Annotated in this window: 15 protein-coding genes; 12 read left to right on the forward strand and 3 right to left on the reverse strand. The window is 71.8% G+C overall.

Annotated elements, in window-relative coordinates:
* Positions 1-40: 40 nt before the first annotated feature.
* The 3 genes from OHN19_RS23900 (at position 41) to OHN19_RS23910 (ending at position 3,446) form a co-directional block, all read left to right on the forward strand.
* Positions 41-1,006 carry an ATP-binding cassette domain-containing protein gene (locus OHN19_RS23900; RefSeq protein ID WP_330266136.1) on the forward strand — a complete coding sequence of 322 codons (966 nt, stop codon included), beginning with the start codon at positions 41-43 and terminating at the stop codon, positions 1,004-1,006.
* Entirely contained in the window at positions 1,003-1,812 is an 810-nt protein-coding gene (locus OHN19_RS23905) for an ABC transporter permease (RefSeq protein WP_330266137.1), read from the forward strand. The genes OHN19_RS23900 and OHN19_RS23905 overlap by 4 nt, the downstream gene beginning before the upstream one ends.
* 113 nt (positions 1,813-1,925) lie before the next feature.
* On the forward strand, positions 1,926-3,446 hold the full coding sequence (locus OHN19_RS23910) for a cellulase family glycosylhydrolase (RefSeq protein WP_330266138.1): 1,521 nt from the start codon (positions 1,926-1,928) through the stop codon (positions 3,444-3,446).
* Between the two features lie 195 nt (positions 3,447-3,641).
* Here the strand turns inward: OHN19_RS23910 and OHN19_RS23915 are convergent, their stop codons facing one another.
* On the reverse strand, positions 3,642-3,767 hold the full coding sequence (locus OHN19_RS23915; protein WP_330266139.1) for a hypothetical protein: 126 nt from the start codon (positions 3,765-3,767) through the stop codon (positions 3,642-3,644).
* 244 nt (positions 3,768-4,011) lie between these two features.
* Between OHN19_RS23915 and OHN19_RS23920 the strand changes: the two genes are divergently transcribed.
* Positions 4,012-5,628 (forward strand): alpha/beta hydrolase, encoded by a 1,617-nt coding sequence (locus OHN19_RS23920; protein ID WP_330266140.1) that lies wholly within the window; start codon positions 4,012-4,014, stop codon positions 5,626-5,628.
* 73 nt (positions 5,629-5,701) lie between these two features.
* On the opposite strand, the gene serC is transcribed toward OHN19_RS23920, so the two are convergent.
* Positions 5,702-6,820: a phosphoserine transaminase gene (gene serC, locus OHN19_RS23925; protein WP_330266141.1), complete on the reverse strand. Its 1,119-nt coding sequence runs from the start codon at positions 6,818-6,820 to the stop codon at positions 5,702-5,704.
* 90 nt (positions 6,821-6,910) lie between these two features.
* Here serC and OHN19_RS23930 point away from each other — a divergent pair, with 90 nt between their 5' ends.
* The 4 genes from OHN19_RS23930 (at position 6,911) to OHN19_RS23945 (ending at position 12,161) form a co-directional block, all read left to right on the forward strand.
* On the forward strand, positions 6,911-9,853 hold the full coding sequence (locus OHN19_RS23930; RefSeq protein ID WP_330266142.1) for an FAD-binding and (Fe-S)-binding domain-containing protein: 2,943 nt from the start codon (positions 6,911-6,913) through the stop codon (positions 9,851-9,853).
* 40 nt (positions 9,854-9,893) lie between these two features.
* Positions 9,894-10,661: a metallophosphoesterase family protein gene (locus OHN19_RS23935; RefSeq protein WP_330266143.1), complete on the forward strand. Its 768-nt coding sequence runs from the start codon at positions 9,894-9,896 to the stop codon at positions 10,659-10,661.
* A gap of 12 nt (positions 10,662-10,673) precedes the next feature.
* Entirely contained in the window at positions 10,674-11,114 is a 441-nt protein-coding gene (locus tag OHN19_RS23940; RefSeq protein WP_330266144.1) for a GNAT family N-acetyltransferase, read from the forward strand.
* A gap of 117 nt (positions 11,115-11,231) precedes the next feature.
* Positions 11,232-12,161, forward strand: coding sequence for an EamA family transporter (locus OHN19_RS23945; protein ID WP_419249538.1), 930 nt, complete (start codon positions 11,232-11,234; stop codon positions 12,159-12,161).
* 12 nt (positions 12,162-12,173) lie between these two features.
* On the opposite strand, the gene OHN19_RS23950 is transcribed toward OHN19_RS23945, so the two are convergent.
* Entirely contained in the window at positions 12,174-12,914 is a 741-nt protein-coding gene (locus tag OHN19_RS23950) for a class I SAM-dependent methyltransferase (protein ID WP_330266145.1), read from the reverse strand.
* 68 nt (positions 12,915-12,982) lie between these two features.
* Between OHN19_RS23950 and OHN19_RS23955 the strand changes: the two genes are divergently transcribed.
* The 4 genes from OHN19_RS23955 to OHN19_RS23970 all read left to right on the forward strand — a co-directional run bounded on the left by OHN19_RS23955 (position 12,983) and on the right by OHN19_RS23970 (position 17,594).
* On the forward strand, positions 12,983-13,408 hold the full coding sequence (locus OHN19_RS23955) for a hypothetical protein (RefSeq protein WP_330266146.1): 426 nt from the start codon (positions 12,983-12,985) through the stop codon (positions 13,406-13,408).
* Between the two features lie 78 nt (positions 13,409-13,486).
* The gene (locus tag OHN19_RS23960; RefSeq protein ID WP_330266147.1) at positions 13,487-14,281 is read left to right on the forward strand and encodes a TIGR03084 family metal-binding protein; all 795 of its coding nucleotides are present in this window, start codon (positions 13,487-13,489) and stop codon (positions 14,279-14,281) included.
* Positions 14,282-14,322: 41 nt separating this feature from the next.
* Entirely contained in the window at positions 14,323-15,999 is a 1,677-nt protein-coding gene (locus OHN19_RS23965) for an acyclic terpene utilization AtuA family protein (RefSeq protein WP_330269692.1), read from the forward strand.
* Entirely contained in the window at positions 15,996-17,594 is a 1,599-nt protein-coding gene (locus OHN19_RS23970; RefSeq protein ID WP_330266148.1) for an acyl-CoA carboxylase subunit beta, read from the forward strand. Before OHN19_RS23965 ends, OHN19_RS23970 begins: the two co-directional genes overlap by 4 nt.
* Positions 17,595-17,602 lie beyond the last annotated feature (8 nt).

Here is a 17,602-nt window from a genome sequence, read left to right on the forward strand (position 1 = left end):
ACGCTGTACTCAATTAGCGGAATCGCGAGAAGGGGGACCCATGTCCGACGACGGATACGCCGTCCACGCCGAAGGCCTGGAGAAGCGCTACGGCGAGAAACACGCCCTCGACGGCTTCGACCTCGCCGTCCGCGAGGGCACCGTGCACGGCCTGCTCGGCCCCAACGGCGCGGGCAAGACCACGGCGGTCCGCATCCTGTCCACGCTGATCCGGCTGGACGGCGGCCGCGCCACCGTGGCCGGACTGGACGTGGTCCGGCACGCGCGCGAGGTGCGGTCGAGGATCGGCCTCACCGGCCAGTACGCCGCCGTCGACGAGGTCCTCACCGGCCGGCAGAACCTGGAGATGTTCGGCCGGCTGTTCCACCTCGGCGGAAAGCGGGCCAAGCAGCGGGCCGCCGAGCTCCTCGCGCAGTTCGACCTCACCGACGCCGCCGACAAGGGCGTCGGCAAGTACAGCGGCGGCATGCGGCGCCGGCTCGACCTCGCCGCCTCCATGATCCTCGCGCCCGCCGTGCTCTTCCTCGACGAGCCGACGACGGGACTCGACCCCCGTAGCCGGGGCGAAGTGTGGGAATCCGTACGGGCGTTGGTGGCGAGCGGCACCACGGTCCTGCTGACCACCCAGTACCTGGAGGAGGCCGACAAGCTCGCCTCCCGCATCACCGTCATCGACCAGGGCCGGGCCATCGCCGACGACACCCCGGACGGACTCAAGGACCGCGTCGGCGGCGACCGTATCGAGGTCGTGGTCGCCGAGCGGACCGACATCCCGCGCGTGGTGAAGGTCGTCGCCCGGGTCTCCGACGGCGAACCCGAGGCGGAGGAGGGGGAGTTGCGGGTGCACGCCCCCGTCGTCGACCGGGTCTCCGCACTCACCGAGGTCGCCCGCACCCTCCAGGACGAGGGCGTGCGGGTCGAGGACATCGGACTGCGCAGGCCGAGCCTCGACGACGTGTTCCTGCGCCTGACCGGACACCGCACGGAGAAGGAGACAGCGGCATGAGCACCATGGAGGCCACCCGCGGCCGCACCTACTGGGTCCTCGCCGACGTCTGGAACATCGTCCGCCGCGGCCTCACCCACTACCAGCGCCAACCCGTCAACATCGCCTGGCAGTTGGGCTTCCCGATCCTCTCCGTCCTGCTCTACGGCTATGTCTTCGGCAGCGCCATGCAGGTGCCCGGCGGCGGGGACTACAAGGACTTCCTGATGCCCGGCATGTTCGTGATGACGATGGCCTTCGGCTTCATCAACACCGCGACCCTGGTGGTGTACGACGCCACGAAGGGCGTGATCGACCGGTTCCGCTCGATGCCGATGGCCTCCTCCGCGGTGGTCGCGGGGCGCGGGGTGACCGATCTGCTCGTCGCCTGCGCCGAGTTGGCGATCATGATGCTGACCGCGGTGGCGATGGGCTGGCGTCCCGACGGCGGGCTGGGTTTCCTGGCCGCCTTCGGACTGCTGCTGTGGCTGCGGTTCGCACTGATCTGGATCGGGGTGTGGCTGGGCCTGATGGTCCCCAACCCGGAGGCGGCGGGCGGGCTGTTCGCGGTCGCGTTCCCCCTCACGATGATCTCCAGCATCTTCGTCGCGCCGCAGCTGATGCCCGACTGGCTGGGCGCGGTGGCCGCGTGGAACCCGATCTCGTCCACGGCGGCGGCCACCCGCGACCTGTTCGGGACGCCGGTCGGCGGCGGGGACTCCTGGGTCGAGCAGCACGCGCTGCTGATGGCCGGGGTGTGGCCGGTGGTGCTCACGGCGATCTTCCTGCCGTTGGCGGTGCGGAGGTTCCAGAAGCTCAGTAGGTAGCGTCCTGCGTCTTGACGTGTTCATGTGACCTGACTTCCATGGGAGGAGCAGGATGATGGGAGCGCTCCCATCAGGTTCCGGGCCTGCTCCCCCTTCGAGAGGAAGCAGCGAACATGTTCCGCAGCTTGCGAAGAGCGCTGTGCGCGGCGGCGCTTCTGTTACCGCTCCTGGTCGGAGCGCAGACGGCACACGCGGCCGAGACGAAGGCCGACGCCGGGGCCGGTTACTGGCACACCAGCGGCCGCCAGATCCTGGACGCGTCCGGGCAGCCGGTCCGGATCGCCGGGATCAACTGGTTCGGCTTCGAGACCTCCAACCACGTCGTCCACGGCCTCTGGTCCCGCGACTACAAGTCCATGATCGACCAGATGAAGTCGCTGGGCTACAACACGATCCGGATCCCGTTCAGCGACGACATCTTCAAGGCGGGGACCGTCCCCAACAGCATCGACTTCTCCAGCGGCAAGAACGCCGACCTCCAGGGACTCAGCTCCCTCGGCGTACTGGACAGGATCGTGTCGTACGCCGGCCAGGACGGCCTCAAGGTCATCCTCGACCGGCACCGCCCGGACTCCGGCGGCCAGTCGGCGCTCTGGTACACGGCCGCGGTGCCGGAGTCGACGTGGATCGCCAACCTCAAGGCGCTGGCCACGCGTTACAAGGGCCAGGACACGGTCGTGGGCATCGATCTGCACAACGAGCCGCACGACCCGGCGTGTTGGGGCTGCGGGGACACCGCCACGGACTGGCGTCTGGCCGCCCAGCGGGCCGGGAACGCGGTGCTCGGGATCAACCCGGACCTGCTGATCTTCGTCGAGGGCGTGCAGACCTTCAACGGTGTCTCGGGCTGGTGGGGCGGCAACCTGATGGGGGTCGCGCAGTACCCGGTGCAGCTGAGCGTGGCGAACCGGGTCGTGTACTCGGCCCACGACTACGCGACGAGCGTGGCCCAGCAGAGCTGGTTCAGCGATCCGTCGTTCCCCGCCAACATGCCGGGGATCTGGGACAAGTACTGGGGCTACATCTTCAAGCAGAACATCGCGCCGGTGTGGGTGGGCGAGTTCGGGACCACCCTCCAGTCGACCGTGGACCAGAAGTGGCTGGCGGCGCTGGTGTCGTACCTGCGCCCGACCTCGACGTACGGCGCCGACTCCTTCCACTGGACCTTCTGGTCGTGGAACCCCAACTCCGGTGACACGGGCGGGATCCTGAAGGACGACTGGCAGACCGTGGACACGGTGAAGGACGGCTACCTGGCGAGCGTGAAGGCGCCGGGCTTCCCGGGCTCGGGCGGCGGCGACCCCGGCGGTCCGGGTGACCCGGGCGGCGGCACGGCGGCCTGCACCGCCACCTACTCGGTCAGCAGCGACTGGGGGAGCGGCTTCAACGCCGAAGTGAAGGTGACCAACTCCGGCTCGACGGCGCTGAGTTCCTGGAAGGTCACCTGGACCTGGCCGGGCGCCCAGAAGGTCGGCTCCATGTGGAACGCGTCGTACACCCAGACCAGCTCGACCGTGACCGCCACGAACGCCTCGCACAACGGGTCCATCCCGGCGGGCGGTTCGGCGACCTTCGGCTTCGGGGGCACGCCGGGGGGCGGGGGCGTGCCGAGCGTGAGCTGCACGGCTGCGTGAAAGGAGGGGCGCCCGGCCACCCTCGGGCGCTCTGCCTTTCTCGTACGTACTGCTTCACACGCACCGTCGTACCGGGTCATCGGACGTCTGTGCGCGCCGGCAGAAGGCGTGCGGCGAGGTCACACGCTTCGCTCGGCCGGTACGGGACCAACCGGGCGGCGCGCGTCACATGTCCTGGGTGTCTCGCGGGTGGTGCTACTTCTTTCGGGCCTTGCTCACCAGGAACGCCACCCCGACGATGACCACCAGGGCGACAGCGATGATCCAGAAAGGCGGAGTGCCGTCTCCGGCGCCCTTGGCCAGAAGCTGGGGGTGTGACATGTAGTCCTCCTGTCTGCCGGTTGTCCCTTGTCGGTGCCTGATTCAGGACGCTGGTGGCGGCTTTCTCCCCCAGTTCGCCCGCGCCGTATCCGACGCCGAACCAGGTAGCGCCAACAGCCAGTCCGCCCACGCCCGCCGTGGCCAGGCCGACACCGGTGGCCAAGGCGTCGCCGATCCAAAGGAGTTTCAAATCTTTCGTTCAGGTGTTTCTCATCCGAAGATTTCTTCGACATGATGCGGCTCCATGACAAGAAGCGCAGTTGTGCTGTGCGGTGCGACCGTCGTTCTCGCGGGGGCCGTCACGGCCGTTCCCGCCGAGGCCGGTACGTCCCGCACCGTCTCGCCCGCCCAGGCGGCGGCGAAGGTCAGCTGGAAGAAGTGCGGTACCGACGACTACCCGACGCTCCAGTGCGGGTCGGTGAAGGTGCCGCTCGACTACGCCCACCCCAAGGGGCGCCAGATAACCCTGGCCCTGTCCCGGGTGCCGCACACCGCGAAGAAGTACCAGGGGCCACTCCTGGTCAACCCGGGCGGGCCCGGCGGCAGCGGTCTCACCCTCGCCGGGTTCGTCGCCTCGAACCTGCCCAAGGCGGTCGCTGCCCAGTACGACGTCATCGGCTTCGACCCGCGCGGCGTCGGCCGGAGCAAGCCCGCCCTCGACTGCGTGCCGGGCTACTTCAACCCGGTGCGCCCCCCGAGCGTCCCGAGCACGCCCGCGATCGAGAAGGCCAACCTGGAGCGCGCCAAGTCCTTCGCCGCCGCGTGCGGGCGCAAGTACGCCGACGTGCTGCCGTACATCAACACGATCAACGCCGTGAAGGACATGGACTCGATCCGCAGGTCCCTCGGCGCGAAGAAGATCAACTACTTCGGCTACTCGTACGGCACCTACCTCGGCCAGGTCTACGCGAAGCTCTTCCCGGGCAACGTGCGCCGCCTGGTGCTGGACTCGATCGTCGACCCGGACGGCGTCTGGTACGACGCCAACATCTCGCAGGACTACGCCTTCGACGCCCGCCAGAAGGCCCTGATGGAGTGGATCGCGAAGTACGACTCCACGTACAAGCTCGGCACGGACCCGGCCAGGATCGAGGCCAAGTGGTACGCGATGCAGGCCCAGTTGGCGAAGACGCCGGCCGGCGGCAAGGTGGGCGCGGCCGAGCTGGAGGACACCTTCATCCCGGGCGGCTACTACAACGGCTACTGGCCCGACCTGGCCAAGGCGTTCGCCGCGTACGTGAACGACAAGAACGCCGCCCCGCTGGTCGAGGCGTACGAGAACCTCGCCGCGATCGACGCCTCCGGTGACAACGGCTACAGCATCTACACCGCCGTGCAGTGCCGTGACGCCTCCTGGCCGCGCGACTGGAAGCAGTGGCAGAAGGACAACTGGGCCGTGTACAAGAAGGCTCCCTTCATGGCCTGGAGCAACGCCTGGTACAACGCGCCGTGCGCGTTCTGGCCCACGAAGACCCTGAAGCCGGTGAACGTCGCCAACTCCAAGCTCCCGCCGGTGCTCCTGTTCCAGGCGACGAACGACGCGGCCACGCCGTACCAGGGCGGCGTCACCGTCCACCGTCTGCTCAAGCACTCCAGCCTGGTCGTCGAGCAGGGCGGCGGCAACCACGGCATCACCCTGAGCGGCAACGCCTGCCTCGACAAGTACCTCGCCAAGTACCTGACCGACGGCACGGTCCCGCGCGGCCACGGCACGGCCGACGCGGTCTGCAAGAAGCTCCCCGACCCGAAGCCGGCGGCGGCCCAGCCGACCACGGCGTCGGCCCTGACCGGCGCCTCCACGCCGGCCACGGCGACCCAGGGCGGCGACGAGCTGCACCAGCTGCTCGGCTTCCGCGGCTGACCGCCAGCCGACAGACGACGAGGGGCGCCCGGCGAACACCGGGCGCCCCTCGTCGTCGTAACGCCTGAAACGGCTACAGCTTCTCGATGACGTAGTCGATGCACTTCGTCAGGGCCTCGACGTCCGCCGGGTCGATGGCCGGGAACATCGCGACGCGCAGCTGGTTGCGGCCGAGCTTGCGGTAGGGCTCGGTGTCGACGATGCCGTTGGCGCGCAGGACCTTGGCGATCGCGGCGGCGTCGATGTCGTCGGAGAAGTCGATCGTGCCGATGACCTGGGAGCGCTTGGCCGGGTCGGTGACGAACGGGGTCGCGTGCTTGGACTCCTCCGCCCAGCTGTACAGCCGCGTCGAGGAGTCCTTGGTGCGGGCCGTCGACCAGGCGAGGCCGCCCTGGCCGTTGATCCACTCCAGCTGCTGGTTCAGCAGGAAGAGGGTCGCGAGGGCCGGGGTGTTGTACGTCTGGTTCTTGCGGGAGTTGTCGATCGCCGTGGGCAGCGAGAAGAACTCCGGGACGTGGCGGCCGGACGCGTGGATCCGCTCGGCGCGCTCGATCGCGGCCGGGGAGAACACGCCGATCCACAGGCCGCCGTCGGAGGCGAAGGACTTCTGCGGGGCGAAGTAGTAGACGTCCGTCTCCGACACGTCCACCGGGAGGCCGCCGGCGCCGCTCGTCGCGTCGACCAGGACCAGGGCGCCGGAGTCCGCGCCCGCGACCCGCCGGATCGGGGCGGCGACGCCCGTCGACGTCTCGTTGTGGGTGAAGGCGTACACGTCGACGCCCGCCTCGGCTTGCGGCTCGGGGTGCGTGCCGGGGTCGGAGGCGATGACGGTGGGCTCGGCCAGCCAGGGCGCGAGCTTGGACGCCTTCGCGAACTTCGACGAGAACTCGCCGAAGTTCAGATGCTGCGACTTGTTCTCGATCAGGCCGTGCGTCGCCACGTCCCAGAACGCGGTGGAACCGCCGTTGCCGAGGACGACCTCGTAGCCCTCGGGCAGCGAGAACAGCTCGGAGATGCCCTCACGCACCTGGCCGACCAGGTTCTTCACCGGGGCCTGGCGGTGGGAGGTCCCGAGCAGGGACGTACCGGTCGCGGCGAGGGCGTCGAGCGCCTCGACCCGCACCTTGGAGGGGCCCGCGCCGAAACGTCCGTCGGCGGGCTTGATGTCAGCGGGAATCTGGATCTCAGCCACGGACCGAGGTTAGCCGCTGCGGGAAACCTGGTGGAAACCTCGTCCGTCGGCTGAGACGTCGATGCCCGCACGGGCTGGGAGGGTGGACCCATGACAGGTCTGGAAGCGGAGCTGCGCAGAGCCGTGCGGGGGGACGTCGGCTTCGACGTCACCTCCCGGGCGCTGACCACGATGGACGCCTCCAACTACCGGCGCGTCCCGCTCGGGGTCGTCGCACCGCGGGACGCCGACGACGTGGCCGCCGTACTGGAGGTCTGTCGCTCGCACGGAGTACCCGTCGTGCCCCGCGGCGGCGGCACGTCCATCGCCGGGCAGGCCACCGGCACCGGAGTCGTCCTCGACTTCACCCGGCACATGAACCAGCTCGTGTCCCTCGACCCCGGGGCGCGCACCGCCGTCGTGCAGCCGGGCCTGGTCCTCGACCGCCTCCAGGACGCGGCCGCCCCGCACGGACTGCGGTTCGGGCCGGACCCCTCCACCCACAGCCGCTGCACGCTCGGCGGGATGATCGGCAACAACTCCTGCGGATCGCACTCGGTGGCCTGGGGCACCACCGCCGACAGCGTGCGCGAGCTGGACGTGATCACCGCGCGCGGGCAGCGGCTGCGGCTCGGGCAGGAGTGGGCCGGGGCGCCCGCGGGCCTGCGGGAGCTCGTCGACGGCGACCTCGCACGGCTGCGGACCGGGTTCCCCGACCTGCCCCGCCGCATCTCCGGGTACGCGCTGGACGCCCTGCTGCCGGAGCACCGGGCCGATGTCGCCCGGTCGTTCTGCGGCAGCGAGGGCACGCTCGGCGTCCTCACCGAGGCGGTCGTACGGCTGGTGGAGGCGCCCCGAGCGCGTGCCCTCGCGGTGCTCGGGTACGCGGACGAGGGCGCGGCCGCCGAGGCCGCCGCCGGGCTGCTGGCGCACCGCCCCCTGACGGTGGAGGGCATGGCAGCCGACCTGGTGCCCTCGGCGGCCGCGCTGCCCAGGGGCGGCGCCTGGCTGTTCGTGGAGACCGGCGCGGACAGCGCGGCCGAGGCACGCGCGCGTGCGGAGGAGATCGTGCGCGCCGCCGACGTCCTGGACGCGCTGGTGGTGACCGACCCGGCCGGGCAGCGGGCCCTGTGGCGCATCCGCGAGGACGCCAGCGGTACGGCGACCCGCATGCCCGACGGTTCCGAGGCCTGGCCCGGGTGGGAGGACTGCGCGGTGCCGCCGCGGCGACTGGGCGCCTACCTGCGGGACTTCCGGCGTCTGCTCGGCTCCCACGGCCTGCGCGGCACTCCGTACGGCCACTTCGGCGACGGCTGCATCCACGTCCGCATCGACTTCGACCTGCTGACCGAGCCCGGGGTGGCACGCTTCCGGCGCTTCTCCGAGGAACTCGCCGACCTGGTCGTCGCACACGGCGGCTCGCTGTCCGGCGAGCACGGCGACGGACAGGCGCGCGCCGAACTGCTCCCCAGGATGTACGGCGACGAGCTGGTCGCCCTCTTCGAGCGGACCAAGGGCGTCTGGGACCCGGACGACCTCCTCAACCCCGGCATGCTGGTCCGCCCGGCCCCCCTCGACACGAACCTCCGCTTCGCCGTCCTGCCCCGGAAGCCGGTCGACGTCGCCTTCGGCTACCCGGCCGACGGCGGTGACTTCTCGGCGGCCGTACGGCGCTGCGTCGGGGTCGCGAAATGCCGTACGACAGCGGTGTCCGGGCCCGCCGTCATGTGCCCGTCCTTCCGGGCCACCGGCGAGGAGGCTCATTCCACGCGCGGGCGGGCCAGGCTGCTGCACGAGATGCTGGCCGGAGCGGCGGGCGGCCTGGTGACCGGCGGCTGGCGGTCGACGGAGGTGCGGGACGCCCTCGACCTGTGCCTGTCCTGCAAGGGCTGCCGGTCCGACTGCCCGGTCGGGGTCGACATGGCCACGTACAAGGCGGAGTTCCTGCACCACCACTACGCCGGGCGCCGCCGGCCGGCCGCCCACTACAGCATGGGCCGGCTGCCGGTGTGGCTGCGCCTGGTGGACCGGCTGCGGCTGGCTCCGGTGGTCAACGCCCTCGCCGCCGTACGGCCGTTGGCGGCCGTCGCGAAACGGCTCGGCGGGATCGCGGCCGAGCGGCGGATCCCGCGGCTGGCTCCGGAGACGTTCGGCCGCTGGCTCAGGCGACGGAACCGCACCCGCATGCGCGCGTGGACGGCCGAGGCGCGTGCGGGAGGAGAGCCCGGGCTGCCCCGCCGCATGGTCTTCCTGTGGCCGGACACCTTCACCGAGCACCTTGCGCCGGACGTCGGCCGGGCGGCGGTGCGGGTCCTCGAGGCGGCCGGGATCGGGGCCGTCGAGCTGCCGGGGCGGCCGTGGAAGGTGCGGCGGTCCGAGGGCGGCGAGGTCGAGGGCGTCGGCGCGTCGGCGTCCTGGGGCCGCCCCCGTGTCCGCGCCTGCTGCGGCCTGACGTATCTGTCCACGGGCCAACTCGACCGGGCCCGAGCGGTGTTGCGCCGCACGCTGGACCTGGTGGAGCCGTTCCTGTCGGCGGAATGGGACGACGTGACGGAGCTGCCCGCCTTCGTCGTCCTGGAGCCCAGCTGTGCCGCCGCCCTCCGCACCGACCTGCCCGAGCTGCTGCACGACGACCCGCGGGCCGCCCGGCTCGCCTCGCGTGTCCTCACCTTCGCGGAGGCGCTGGAGCGGCTCGCCCCCGACTGGCGGCCACCGGCCCTGGATCGCCCGGTCGTCGGCCAGACCCACTGCCATCAGCACGCGGTCCTGGGCGACACGGCCGACCGACGGCTGCGCGAGGCCGCCGGGCTCACCGGCGAACTGACCGGCGGGTGCTGCGGCCTGGCGGGCGACTTCGGCTTCGAGAAAGGCCACTTCGAGGTGTCCCGGGCCTGCGCGGAGGAGCAGCTGCTGCCGTCGGTGCGCCGGGCGCCCGAGGACGCGGTGGTGCTCGCCGACGGCTTCTCCTGCCGCACCCAGCTGGAGCAGCTCGCGGGGGTGCGGGGCCGGCACCTGGCGGAAGTGCTGGCGGAAGGGCTGGACCAACAGCCCTGAACCGGACCGGTGTTGCCGCCGCCGGTGCAGACTCGGCCCCATGCCCACCTACGACCGCGTCGCCGTCCTCTCCGACATCCACGGAGTCCTGCCCGCCCTGGAAGCCGTCCTCGCCGAACCGGCCGTGGCCGCCGCCGACCGGATCGTGCTCACCGGGGACATCACGGCGGGCCCCCAACCCACCGAAGTGCTCGCCCTGTTGAGGAAGCAGGGCGAGCGCGTGGCGTGGATCTCCGGCAACGCGGACCGCGAACTCGTCGAGTACCGCAGGGGCGAGCGGGAAGAGATCCCCGACCCGATCGGCCCCTACGCGGCCGCCCGACTCGCCGAAGCCGACGTCGAGTTCCTCGCCTCGCTTCCCACCACGCTCACCCTCACCGTCCGCGGCCTCGGCGAGGTCCTCTTCTGCCACGCCACACCCCGCGACGACGAGGAGGTCGTCCTGGTCGACTCGCGCCCCGACCGCTGGACGGAGGTCCTCGCGGGCGTGCCCGAGAGCGTCCGCACGATCGTCTGCGGCCACACCCACATGCCGTACGTCCGGCTCGCCCACGGCCGCCTGGTCGTCAACCCCGGCAGCGTCGGCATGCCCTACGGCCGCCCCGGCGCCCACTGGTGCCTGCTGGGCCCGGGGACGGACCTGCGGGTGACGCCGTACGACATCCCGGCGGCCGCCCGGCGGCTGGTCGCGGAGTGCGACTGGCCCGGGATCACGGAGTGGGCCGACTACTACCTAAGCGCGAGGGCCACGGACGCGGAGGCGCTGGCGGCCTTCGGGCCACGGGACGGCAGGAACCGCCCCGCCTGAGAGACTCCGATCATGGACACGCTGACCTGGACCCTGCGTCCCGCGACCGCGGACGACGTCGAGCCGATAGCCGAACTGCGGGCCGTGGTGATGCGCCCCGACCTGGAGCGGCTGGGGCGGTTCGACGAGCAGCGGGTGCGGCAGCGGTTCCGGGACGCCTTCGTCGCCGAACATCTGTCGGTGATCGTGGTCGAGGGCCGCTTCGCGGGCTGTGTAGCGCTGCGCCCGGCCGAGGACGGCCACTGGCTGGAGCACTTCTTCATCGACCCGGCACTCCAGGGCCGCGGCCTCGGCTCCGCCGTCCTGCGCACCCTGCTCGCCCGCGCCGACGCGGACGGCGTGACCGTACGCCTCGACGTCCTCCAGGGCAGCCAGGCCCGCCGCCTCTACGAACGGCACGGCTTCACGACGGAGTCCGAGGACCCGGTCGACGTGTTCATGGTGCGGCGCTGATTCCATCCTCCGAGACAGTCGTATAGCGGGTTTACGCACCTGACTGAGTCCACTACCCTGGACTCAGTAGTGCAGCATGGTGAACGACAGCCCCGATCCCGACCTCCTGGAAGCCCCGTGACCACCCCCAGCACCGACCTGCCGTCCTCGCCCCCGGTCGCCGCGGCGCCCGTCGGCGGTCCCCGTCGTCTCGGCTCCCTCGGGCCCGTCGGCCTGGTCCTCGCCGGTGGTGTGTCCGTGCAGTTCGGGGCGGCGCTGGCCGTGACCCTGATGCCTAGGGCGGGCGCGCTCGGGGTGGTGACCCTGCGACTGCTGGCCGCCGCGATCGTGCTGCTCCTGGTGTGCCGGCCCCGGCTGCGCGGCCACTCCCGCACCGACTGGGGCACGGTCGTCGTCTTCGGCCTCACCATGGCCGCGATGAACGGCCTCTTCTACCAGGCCGTCGACCGCATCCCCCTCGGCCCCGCGGTCACCCTGGAGGTCCTCGGCCCGCTCACCCTCTCGGTGCTCGCCTCCCGCCGCGCGGTCAACGCCGTCTGGGCGGGCCTCGCGCTCGCCGGTGTCTTCCTCCTCGGCGGCGGGAACTTCGGCGGCCTCGACCCGCTGGGTGTGGCCTTCGCGCTGGCGGCCGGGGCCATGTGGGCGGCGTACATCGTCTTCAGCGCGCGCACCGGCCGGCGTTTCCCGCAGGCCGACGGGCTCGCCCTGGCGATGGCGGTGGGCGCGCTGGCGTTCCTGCCGTTCGGCGCCGTGGAGTCGGGCACCCGGCTCCTCGACCCGGTGACCGTGGGTCTGGGCGCGGCGGTCGCCGTGCTGTCCTCCGTGCTGCCCTACACCCTGGAACTCCTCGCCCTGCGCCGCCTGCCCGCCTCCACCTTCGCGATCCTCATGAGCCTGGAGCCGGGCATCGCGGCCCTCGCGGGCTTCCTGATCCTCGGCCAGGCCCTCTCCGCCCTCCAGGCGCTCGCCATCGCGCTGGTGATCGCGGCGAGCATGGGAGCGGTCCGCACGCAGGTGGGGCGGGGGAGGGCGGCCCTGGGCGACTGAGCGGTCGCCCGGTCAGCCGTCGGTCTTCTCCCACACCGAGACATGGGACTCGCTGTCGGCCGTGAAGGGCGACCGGTCCCAGTCCGCCCAGCGGTCCCGCAGCCGCATGCCGGCCAGCCGGGCCATGAGATCCAGTTCCGCGGGCCAGACGTACCGGAAGGGGACCGAGTGGAAGGATCCCTCGCCGTTCTCGACGCGCACGTGATGCGAGGCCATCGCCTGGGTCGCGGTGTCGTAGGTGTCGAAGCCCAGGCGCGTCTCGCCGACGTGGAAGGGCACGGCGTTCTGGCCGGGCGGGAGTTTCCGCAGCTGGGGGACCATGACCTCGATGACGAAGGTGCCGCCGGGGGCCAGGTGGGCGGCGACATTGCGGAAGCAGTCCACCTGGGCGTCCTGGGTGGTCAGGTTCATGATCGTGTTGAAGACCAGGTAGGCGACCGAGAAGGTGCCGGGCGCCCGGGCCGTCGTGAAGTCCCCGAAGGTCACCCCGATCGCCTCACCGCCGGGCTTGGCCCGCAGCCGGTCCGCCATCGCCCGGGACAGTTCGATGCCGTGCACCTCGACACCCCGCGCCGCCAGCGGCAGGGCGATCCGCCCGGTCCCGACACCGAGCTCCAGGGCCCGCCCGTCCCCGGCCAGCTCCGCCAGCACGGCCACCGCCGGATCGACCGCGTCCGCCGTGAACATCCCCGCCGTCGACTCGTCGTAGGTCGCCGCGACGGACTCTCCGAAGTAGTCCTTGTGATCGGTCACCGGGCGACGGTAACGCCGCCGCGGAGGCGGGGTCGCGTCATTTTCCCGTGCAGCGGCATGCTGGGTGCATGACAGAGGGGCGGGGGCGTGCCGCCGTGGGCTACGGCGTGATCACTGTGCTGTGCCTCGCGGCGACGGCCTGGGCGGTGCTCGCCGGGCTCACCCGCGTGGAGGTCCTGGGACACCCCGTGCGGGTCCGGTTCACGGAATGCCACAGCGAGGGCGGCGGACGCTCCGGGTCCCACACGGTGTGCAGCGGCCCGCAGGTCGGTGCCCCCGCGCACACGGTGAAGATCGGCTACGACGGCCACCCGGACGAGACGGTCCAGGTGGCGCGGGAACCGTGGGGCGGCTACGAGTCGGTGGACACCGGGTTCCTGTCCTGGGCAACCGCGATCATGCTCCCTGTCGTGCCCCTCCTCGCGGCCGCCGTCGCGGGCGGGGTCACCGTCGTCAGGGTGCGCCAGTGGCGGGGCCTCGGCGACTGGATCTGACCGGGCGGCCTCCAAGGCGCGCGATGAATAAATGCAAGCACGCTTGCTTGTTTCTTCGGACGCTGCCATCCTCGCCCCATGGCAGACCCGACGCCCGTCATCGACGATCTGTGTGCCGAGAGCGAGGAACTCGACCGTCTCGTGGCCGAGTTGACCGCCGAGCAGTGGACGCTCGCGACCCCCGCCCCCGGCTGGACCGTTGCCCACCAGATCGCCCACCTGGCCTGGACCGACCACTCCTCCCTGCTCGCGGTGACCGACCCGAAGGCCTTCTCCCGCGAGGTCGAGAAGGCGCTCGCGGCCCCCGGGGACTTCGTGGACAACGGCGCGGAGGAGGGTGCCGGGAAGCCTCCCGCGCGGCTGCTCGCGTACTGGCGGGCCGGCCGCGAGGACCTGGCGGAAGCCCTGCGCGCGGCACCCGAGGGGGCCCGCTTCCCCTGGTACGGCCCGCCCATGTCCACCGCCTCCATGGCCACCGCCCGCCTCATGGAGACCTGGGCCCACGGCCTGGACGTCGCGGACGCGCTCGGCGTGACCCGCGAGCCCACCGACCGCATCCGGCACATCGTCCGCCTCGGCGTCCGCACCCGTGACTTCTCCTTCGGGGTGCACGGCCTGACCCCGCCCTTCGAGGAGTTCCGCATCGAACTCGTCAGCCCCTCGGGCGAGTTGTGGACCTACGGCCCCGAGAACGCCACCGACCGTGTCACCGGCCCCGCCCTCGACCTCTGCCTCCTGGTCACCCAGCGGGCCCACCGCGCCGACCTCGCCCTGACCGCCGTGGGCGAGGACGCCGACCGCTGGCTCGACATCGCCCAGGCCTTCGCGGGCCCGCCCGGCAAGGGGCGCGCACCGAAGGGGGCGACCGAGTGAACCAGGGTCGAGTGGACCAGGGGCGAGTGAACCCGGGCCGCGTGAACCCCCTGCGCATCGGCAACGCCTCCGGCTTCTACGGCGACCGCTTCGACGCCCTGCGCGAGATGCTCACCGGCGGTGAACTCGACGTCCTCACCGGCGACTACCTCGCCGAGCTGACCATGCTCATCTTGGGCCGGGACCGGCTGAAGGACCCCGGCGCCGGATACGCCCGCACCTTCCTGCGCCAACTGGAGGACTGCCTCGGTCTCGCCCACGAGCAGGGCGTCCGGATCGTCACCAACGCGGGTGGCCTGAACCCCGCCGGACTCGCCACCCGCATCAGGGAGTTGGCCGACCGTCTCGGCCTGGACACGCGGGTCGCCCACGTCGAGGGCGACGACCTCACCGCCCAGCACCCCGGCAGCCTCGCCGCCCACGCCTACCTCGGCGGCTTCGGCATCGCGGCCGCCCTGTGCGAGGGCGCGGACGTGGTCGTGACCGGCCGGGTCACCGACGCGGCCCTGGTCACCGGCCCCGCCGCCGCCCACTTCGGCTGGGGACCGGGGGAGTGGGACCGGCTCGCGGGAGCCGTCGTCGCCGGCCATGTCCTGGAGTGCGGGACCCAGGCGACCGGCGGCAACTACGCGTTCTTCACCGACAAGGCGCGCGACCTCCGGCGCCCCGGCTTCCCCCTCGCCGAACTCCACGAGGACGGCACCGCCGTCATCACCAAACACCCCGGCACCGGCGGCTTCGTGGACGCCGGCACGGTCACCGCCCAGCTCCTGTACGAGACCCAGGGCGCCCGGTACGCGGGACCCGATGTCACCACCCGCCTCGACACGGTCCGGCTCACCCAGGACGGCCCCGACCGCGTCCGGATCTCCGGGGTGCGCGGCGAGGCCCCGCCGCCCACCCTCAAGGTCGGCCGCAACCGGCTCGGCGGCTTCCGCAACGAGGTCGCCTTCGTCCTGACCGGCCTGGACATCGAGGCCAAGGCCGCACTGGTACGGGAGCAACTGGAACCGTCCCTCGCCAAGGTCACCGACGTGCGCTGGGACCTGGCCCGCACCGACCGCCCCGACGCCGACACCGAGGAGACCGCGAGCGCGCTGCTGCGCCTGGTCGTCCGGGACGCCGACCAGGAGGCCGTCGGACGGGCGCTCAGCGGGGCCGCCGTGGAACTGGCCCTGGCGAGCTACCCCGGGTTCCATGTGCTGGCGCCACCCGGGAAGGGCTCGCCCTACGGGGTCTTCGAGGAGGCGTACGTCCCCCAGGGAGCCGTGGACCATGTGGCCGTCCTCCACGACGGCCGACGGATCCCCGTGGCCCCGGCCCAGGAGACCGCCGTACTCGAAGAGGTCCCTCGGCCGCCCCTGCCGGAGCCGCTTGCCGAAGGAAACGTGGCCAGGGCCCCGCTCGGGCTGGTCGCGGGCGCCCGCAGCGGCGACAAGGGCGGCAACGCCAACATCGGGGTCTGGGTGCGCACGGACGAGGCCTGGCGGTGGCTCGCCCACACGCTCACCGTGGACCGACTGCGCGAACTCCTCCCGGAAACGGCCGAGTTGACCATCACCCGGCACGACCTGCCCCACCTGCGCGCCCTGAACTTCGTCGTCGAGGGCATCCTCGGCGAGGGCGTCGCCGCCCAGCACCGCTTCGACCCGCAGGCCAAGGCCCTCGGCGAATGGCTGCGCTCCCGCCACCTGGACATCCCGGAGGCCCTGCTGTGACGATCCTGCGGACCACCCTCGACACGACCGGCCCCGACTACCGGGCCCACCGCGAGGCCATGCTCGCGAAGCTCTCGGACCTGGACGCCGAACACGCCAAAGCGCTCGCGGGGGGTGGCGAGAAGTACGTCGAACGGCACCGCAGGCGCGGCAAGTTGCTCGCCCGTGAACGCATCGAGCTGCTCCTCGACCCCGACACGCCCTTCCTGGAACTGTCCCCGCTGGCCGCCTGGGGCAGCGACTACACGGTCGGCGCCTCCCTGGTCACCGGGATCGGGGTGGTGGCGGGCGTGGAGTGCCTGATCACCGCCAACGACCCGACCGTGCGCGGCGGCGCGAGCAACCCCTGGTCGCTGAAGAAGGCCCTGCGCGCCAACGACATCGCCCTCGCCAACCGGCTGCCCTGCATCAGCCTGGTGGAGTCCGGCGGCGCCGACCTGCCCTCCCAGAAGGAGATCTTCATCCCCGGGGGCGCCATCTTCCGCGACCTGACCCGCCTCTCGGCCGCCGGCATCCCCACCGTCGCCGTCGTCTTCGGCAACTCGACGGCGGGCGGCGCCTACGTCCCCGGCATGTCCGACCACGTGATCATGGTCAAGGAACGCGCCAAGGTGTTCCTCGGCGGCCCGCCCCTGGTCAAGATGGCCACCGGTGAGGAGAGCGACGACGAGTCCCTCGGCGGCGCCGAGATGCACGCGCGCGTGTCGGGCCTCGCGGACCACTTCGCCGTGGACGAGCGGGACGCGATCCGACAGGCCCGCCGGGTCGTCGCCCGCCTCAACCACCGCAAGGCGTACGGCGATCCGGGCCCCGCCGAGCCGCCCAAGCACGATCCCGACGAACTGCTGGGCATCGTCCCCGGCGACCTCAAGGTGCCGTTCGACCCCCGCGAGGTGATCGCCCGGATCGTCGACGCCTCCGACTTCGACGAGTTCAAGCCCCTGTACGGCAGCAGCCTCGCGACCGGCTGGGCCGAACTCCACGGCTATCCGGTCGGCATCCTCGCCAACGCGCAGGGAGTCCTGTTCTCCGAGGAGTCCCAGAAGGCCGCCCAGTTCATCCAGTTGGCCAACCAGCGGGACATCCCTCTGCTCTTCCTGCACAACACCACCGGCTACATGGTCGGCAAGGAGTACGAGCAGGGCGGCATCATCAAGCACGGCGCCATGATGATCAACGCGGTGAGCAACTCGAAGGTCCCGCACCTGTCCGTCCTCATGGGCGCCTCCTACGGTGCCGGGCACTACGGCATGTGCGGCCGCGCCTACGACCCCCGCTTCCTCTTCGCCTGGCCCAGCGCCAAGTCGGCCGTCATGGGGCCCCAGCAGCTCGCCGGCGTGCTCTCCATCGTGGCCCGCCAGTCCGCGGCGGCGAAGGGGCTGCCGTACGACGAGGAGGGCGACGCGGCCCTGCGCGCCATGGTGGAGCAGCAGATCGAGTCCGAGTCGCTGCCCATGTTCCTGTCCGGGCGGCTCTACGACGACGGCGTCATCGACCCCCGCGACACCCGCACGGTCCTCGGCATGTGCCTGTCCGCGATCCACACCGCCCCCTACGAGGGCGCCCGTGGCGGCTTCGGCGTCTTCCGGATGTGAGGAACCTC

Origin of the sequence: Streptomyces griseorubiginosus, assembly GCF_036345115.1 — a bacterium.
GTDB classification, from domain to species: domain Bacteria; phylum Actinomycetota; class Actinomycetes; order Streptomycetales; family Streptomycetaceae; genus Streptomyces; species Streptomyces griseorubiginosus_C.

Coding starts and splice junctions, on each gene's coding strand:
- OHN19_RS23900 (WP_330266136.1), top strand. CDS start 41: ATGTCCGACGACGGATACGCCGTCCACGCCGAAGGCCTGGAGAAGCGC.
- OHN19_RS23910 (WP_330266138.1), top strand. CDS start 1,926: ATGTTCCGCAGCTTGCGAAGAGCGCTGTGCGCGGCGGCGCTTCTGTTA.
- OHN19_RS23915 (WP_330266139.1), bottom strand. CDS start 3,767: ATGTCACACCCCCAGCTTCTGGCCAAGGGCGCCGGAGACGGCACTCCG.
- OHN19_RS23940 (WP_330266144.1), top strand. CDS start 10,674: ATGGACACGCTGACCTGGACCCTGCGTCCCGCGACCGCGGACGACGTC.
- OHN19_RS23960 (WP_330266147.1), top strand. CDS start 13,487: ATGGCAGACCCGACGCCCGTCATCGACGATCTGTGTGCCGAGAGCGAG.
- OHN19_RS23930 (WP_330266142.1), top strand. CDS start 6,911: ATGACAGGTCTGGAAGCGGAGCTGCGCAGAGCCGTGCGGGGGGACGTC.
- OHN19_RS23920 (WP_330266140.1), top strand. CDS start 4,012: ATGACAAGAAGCGCAGTTGTGCTGTGCGGTGCGACCGTCGTTCTCGCG.
- OHN19_RS23955 (WP_330266146.1), top strand. CDS start 12,983: ATGACAGAGGGGCGGGGGCGTGCCGCCGTGGGCTACGGCGTGATCACT.
- OHN19_RS23935 (WP_330266143.1), top strand. CDS start 9,894: ATGCCCACCTACGACCGCGTCGCCGTCCTCTCCGACATCCACGGAGTC.
- OHN19_RS23905 (WP_330266137.1), top strand. CDS start 1,003: ATGAGCACCATGGAGGCCACCCGCGGCCGCACCTACTGGGTCCTCGCC.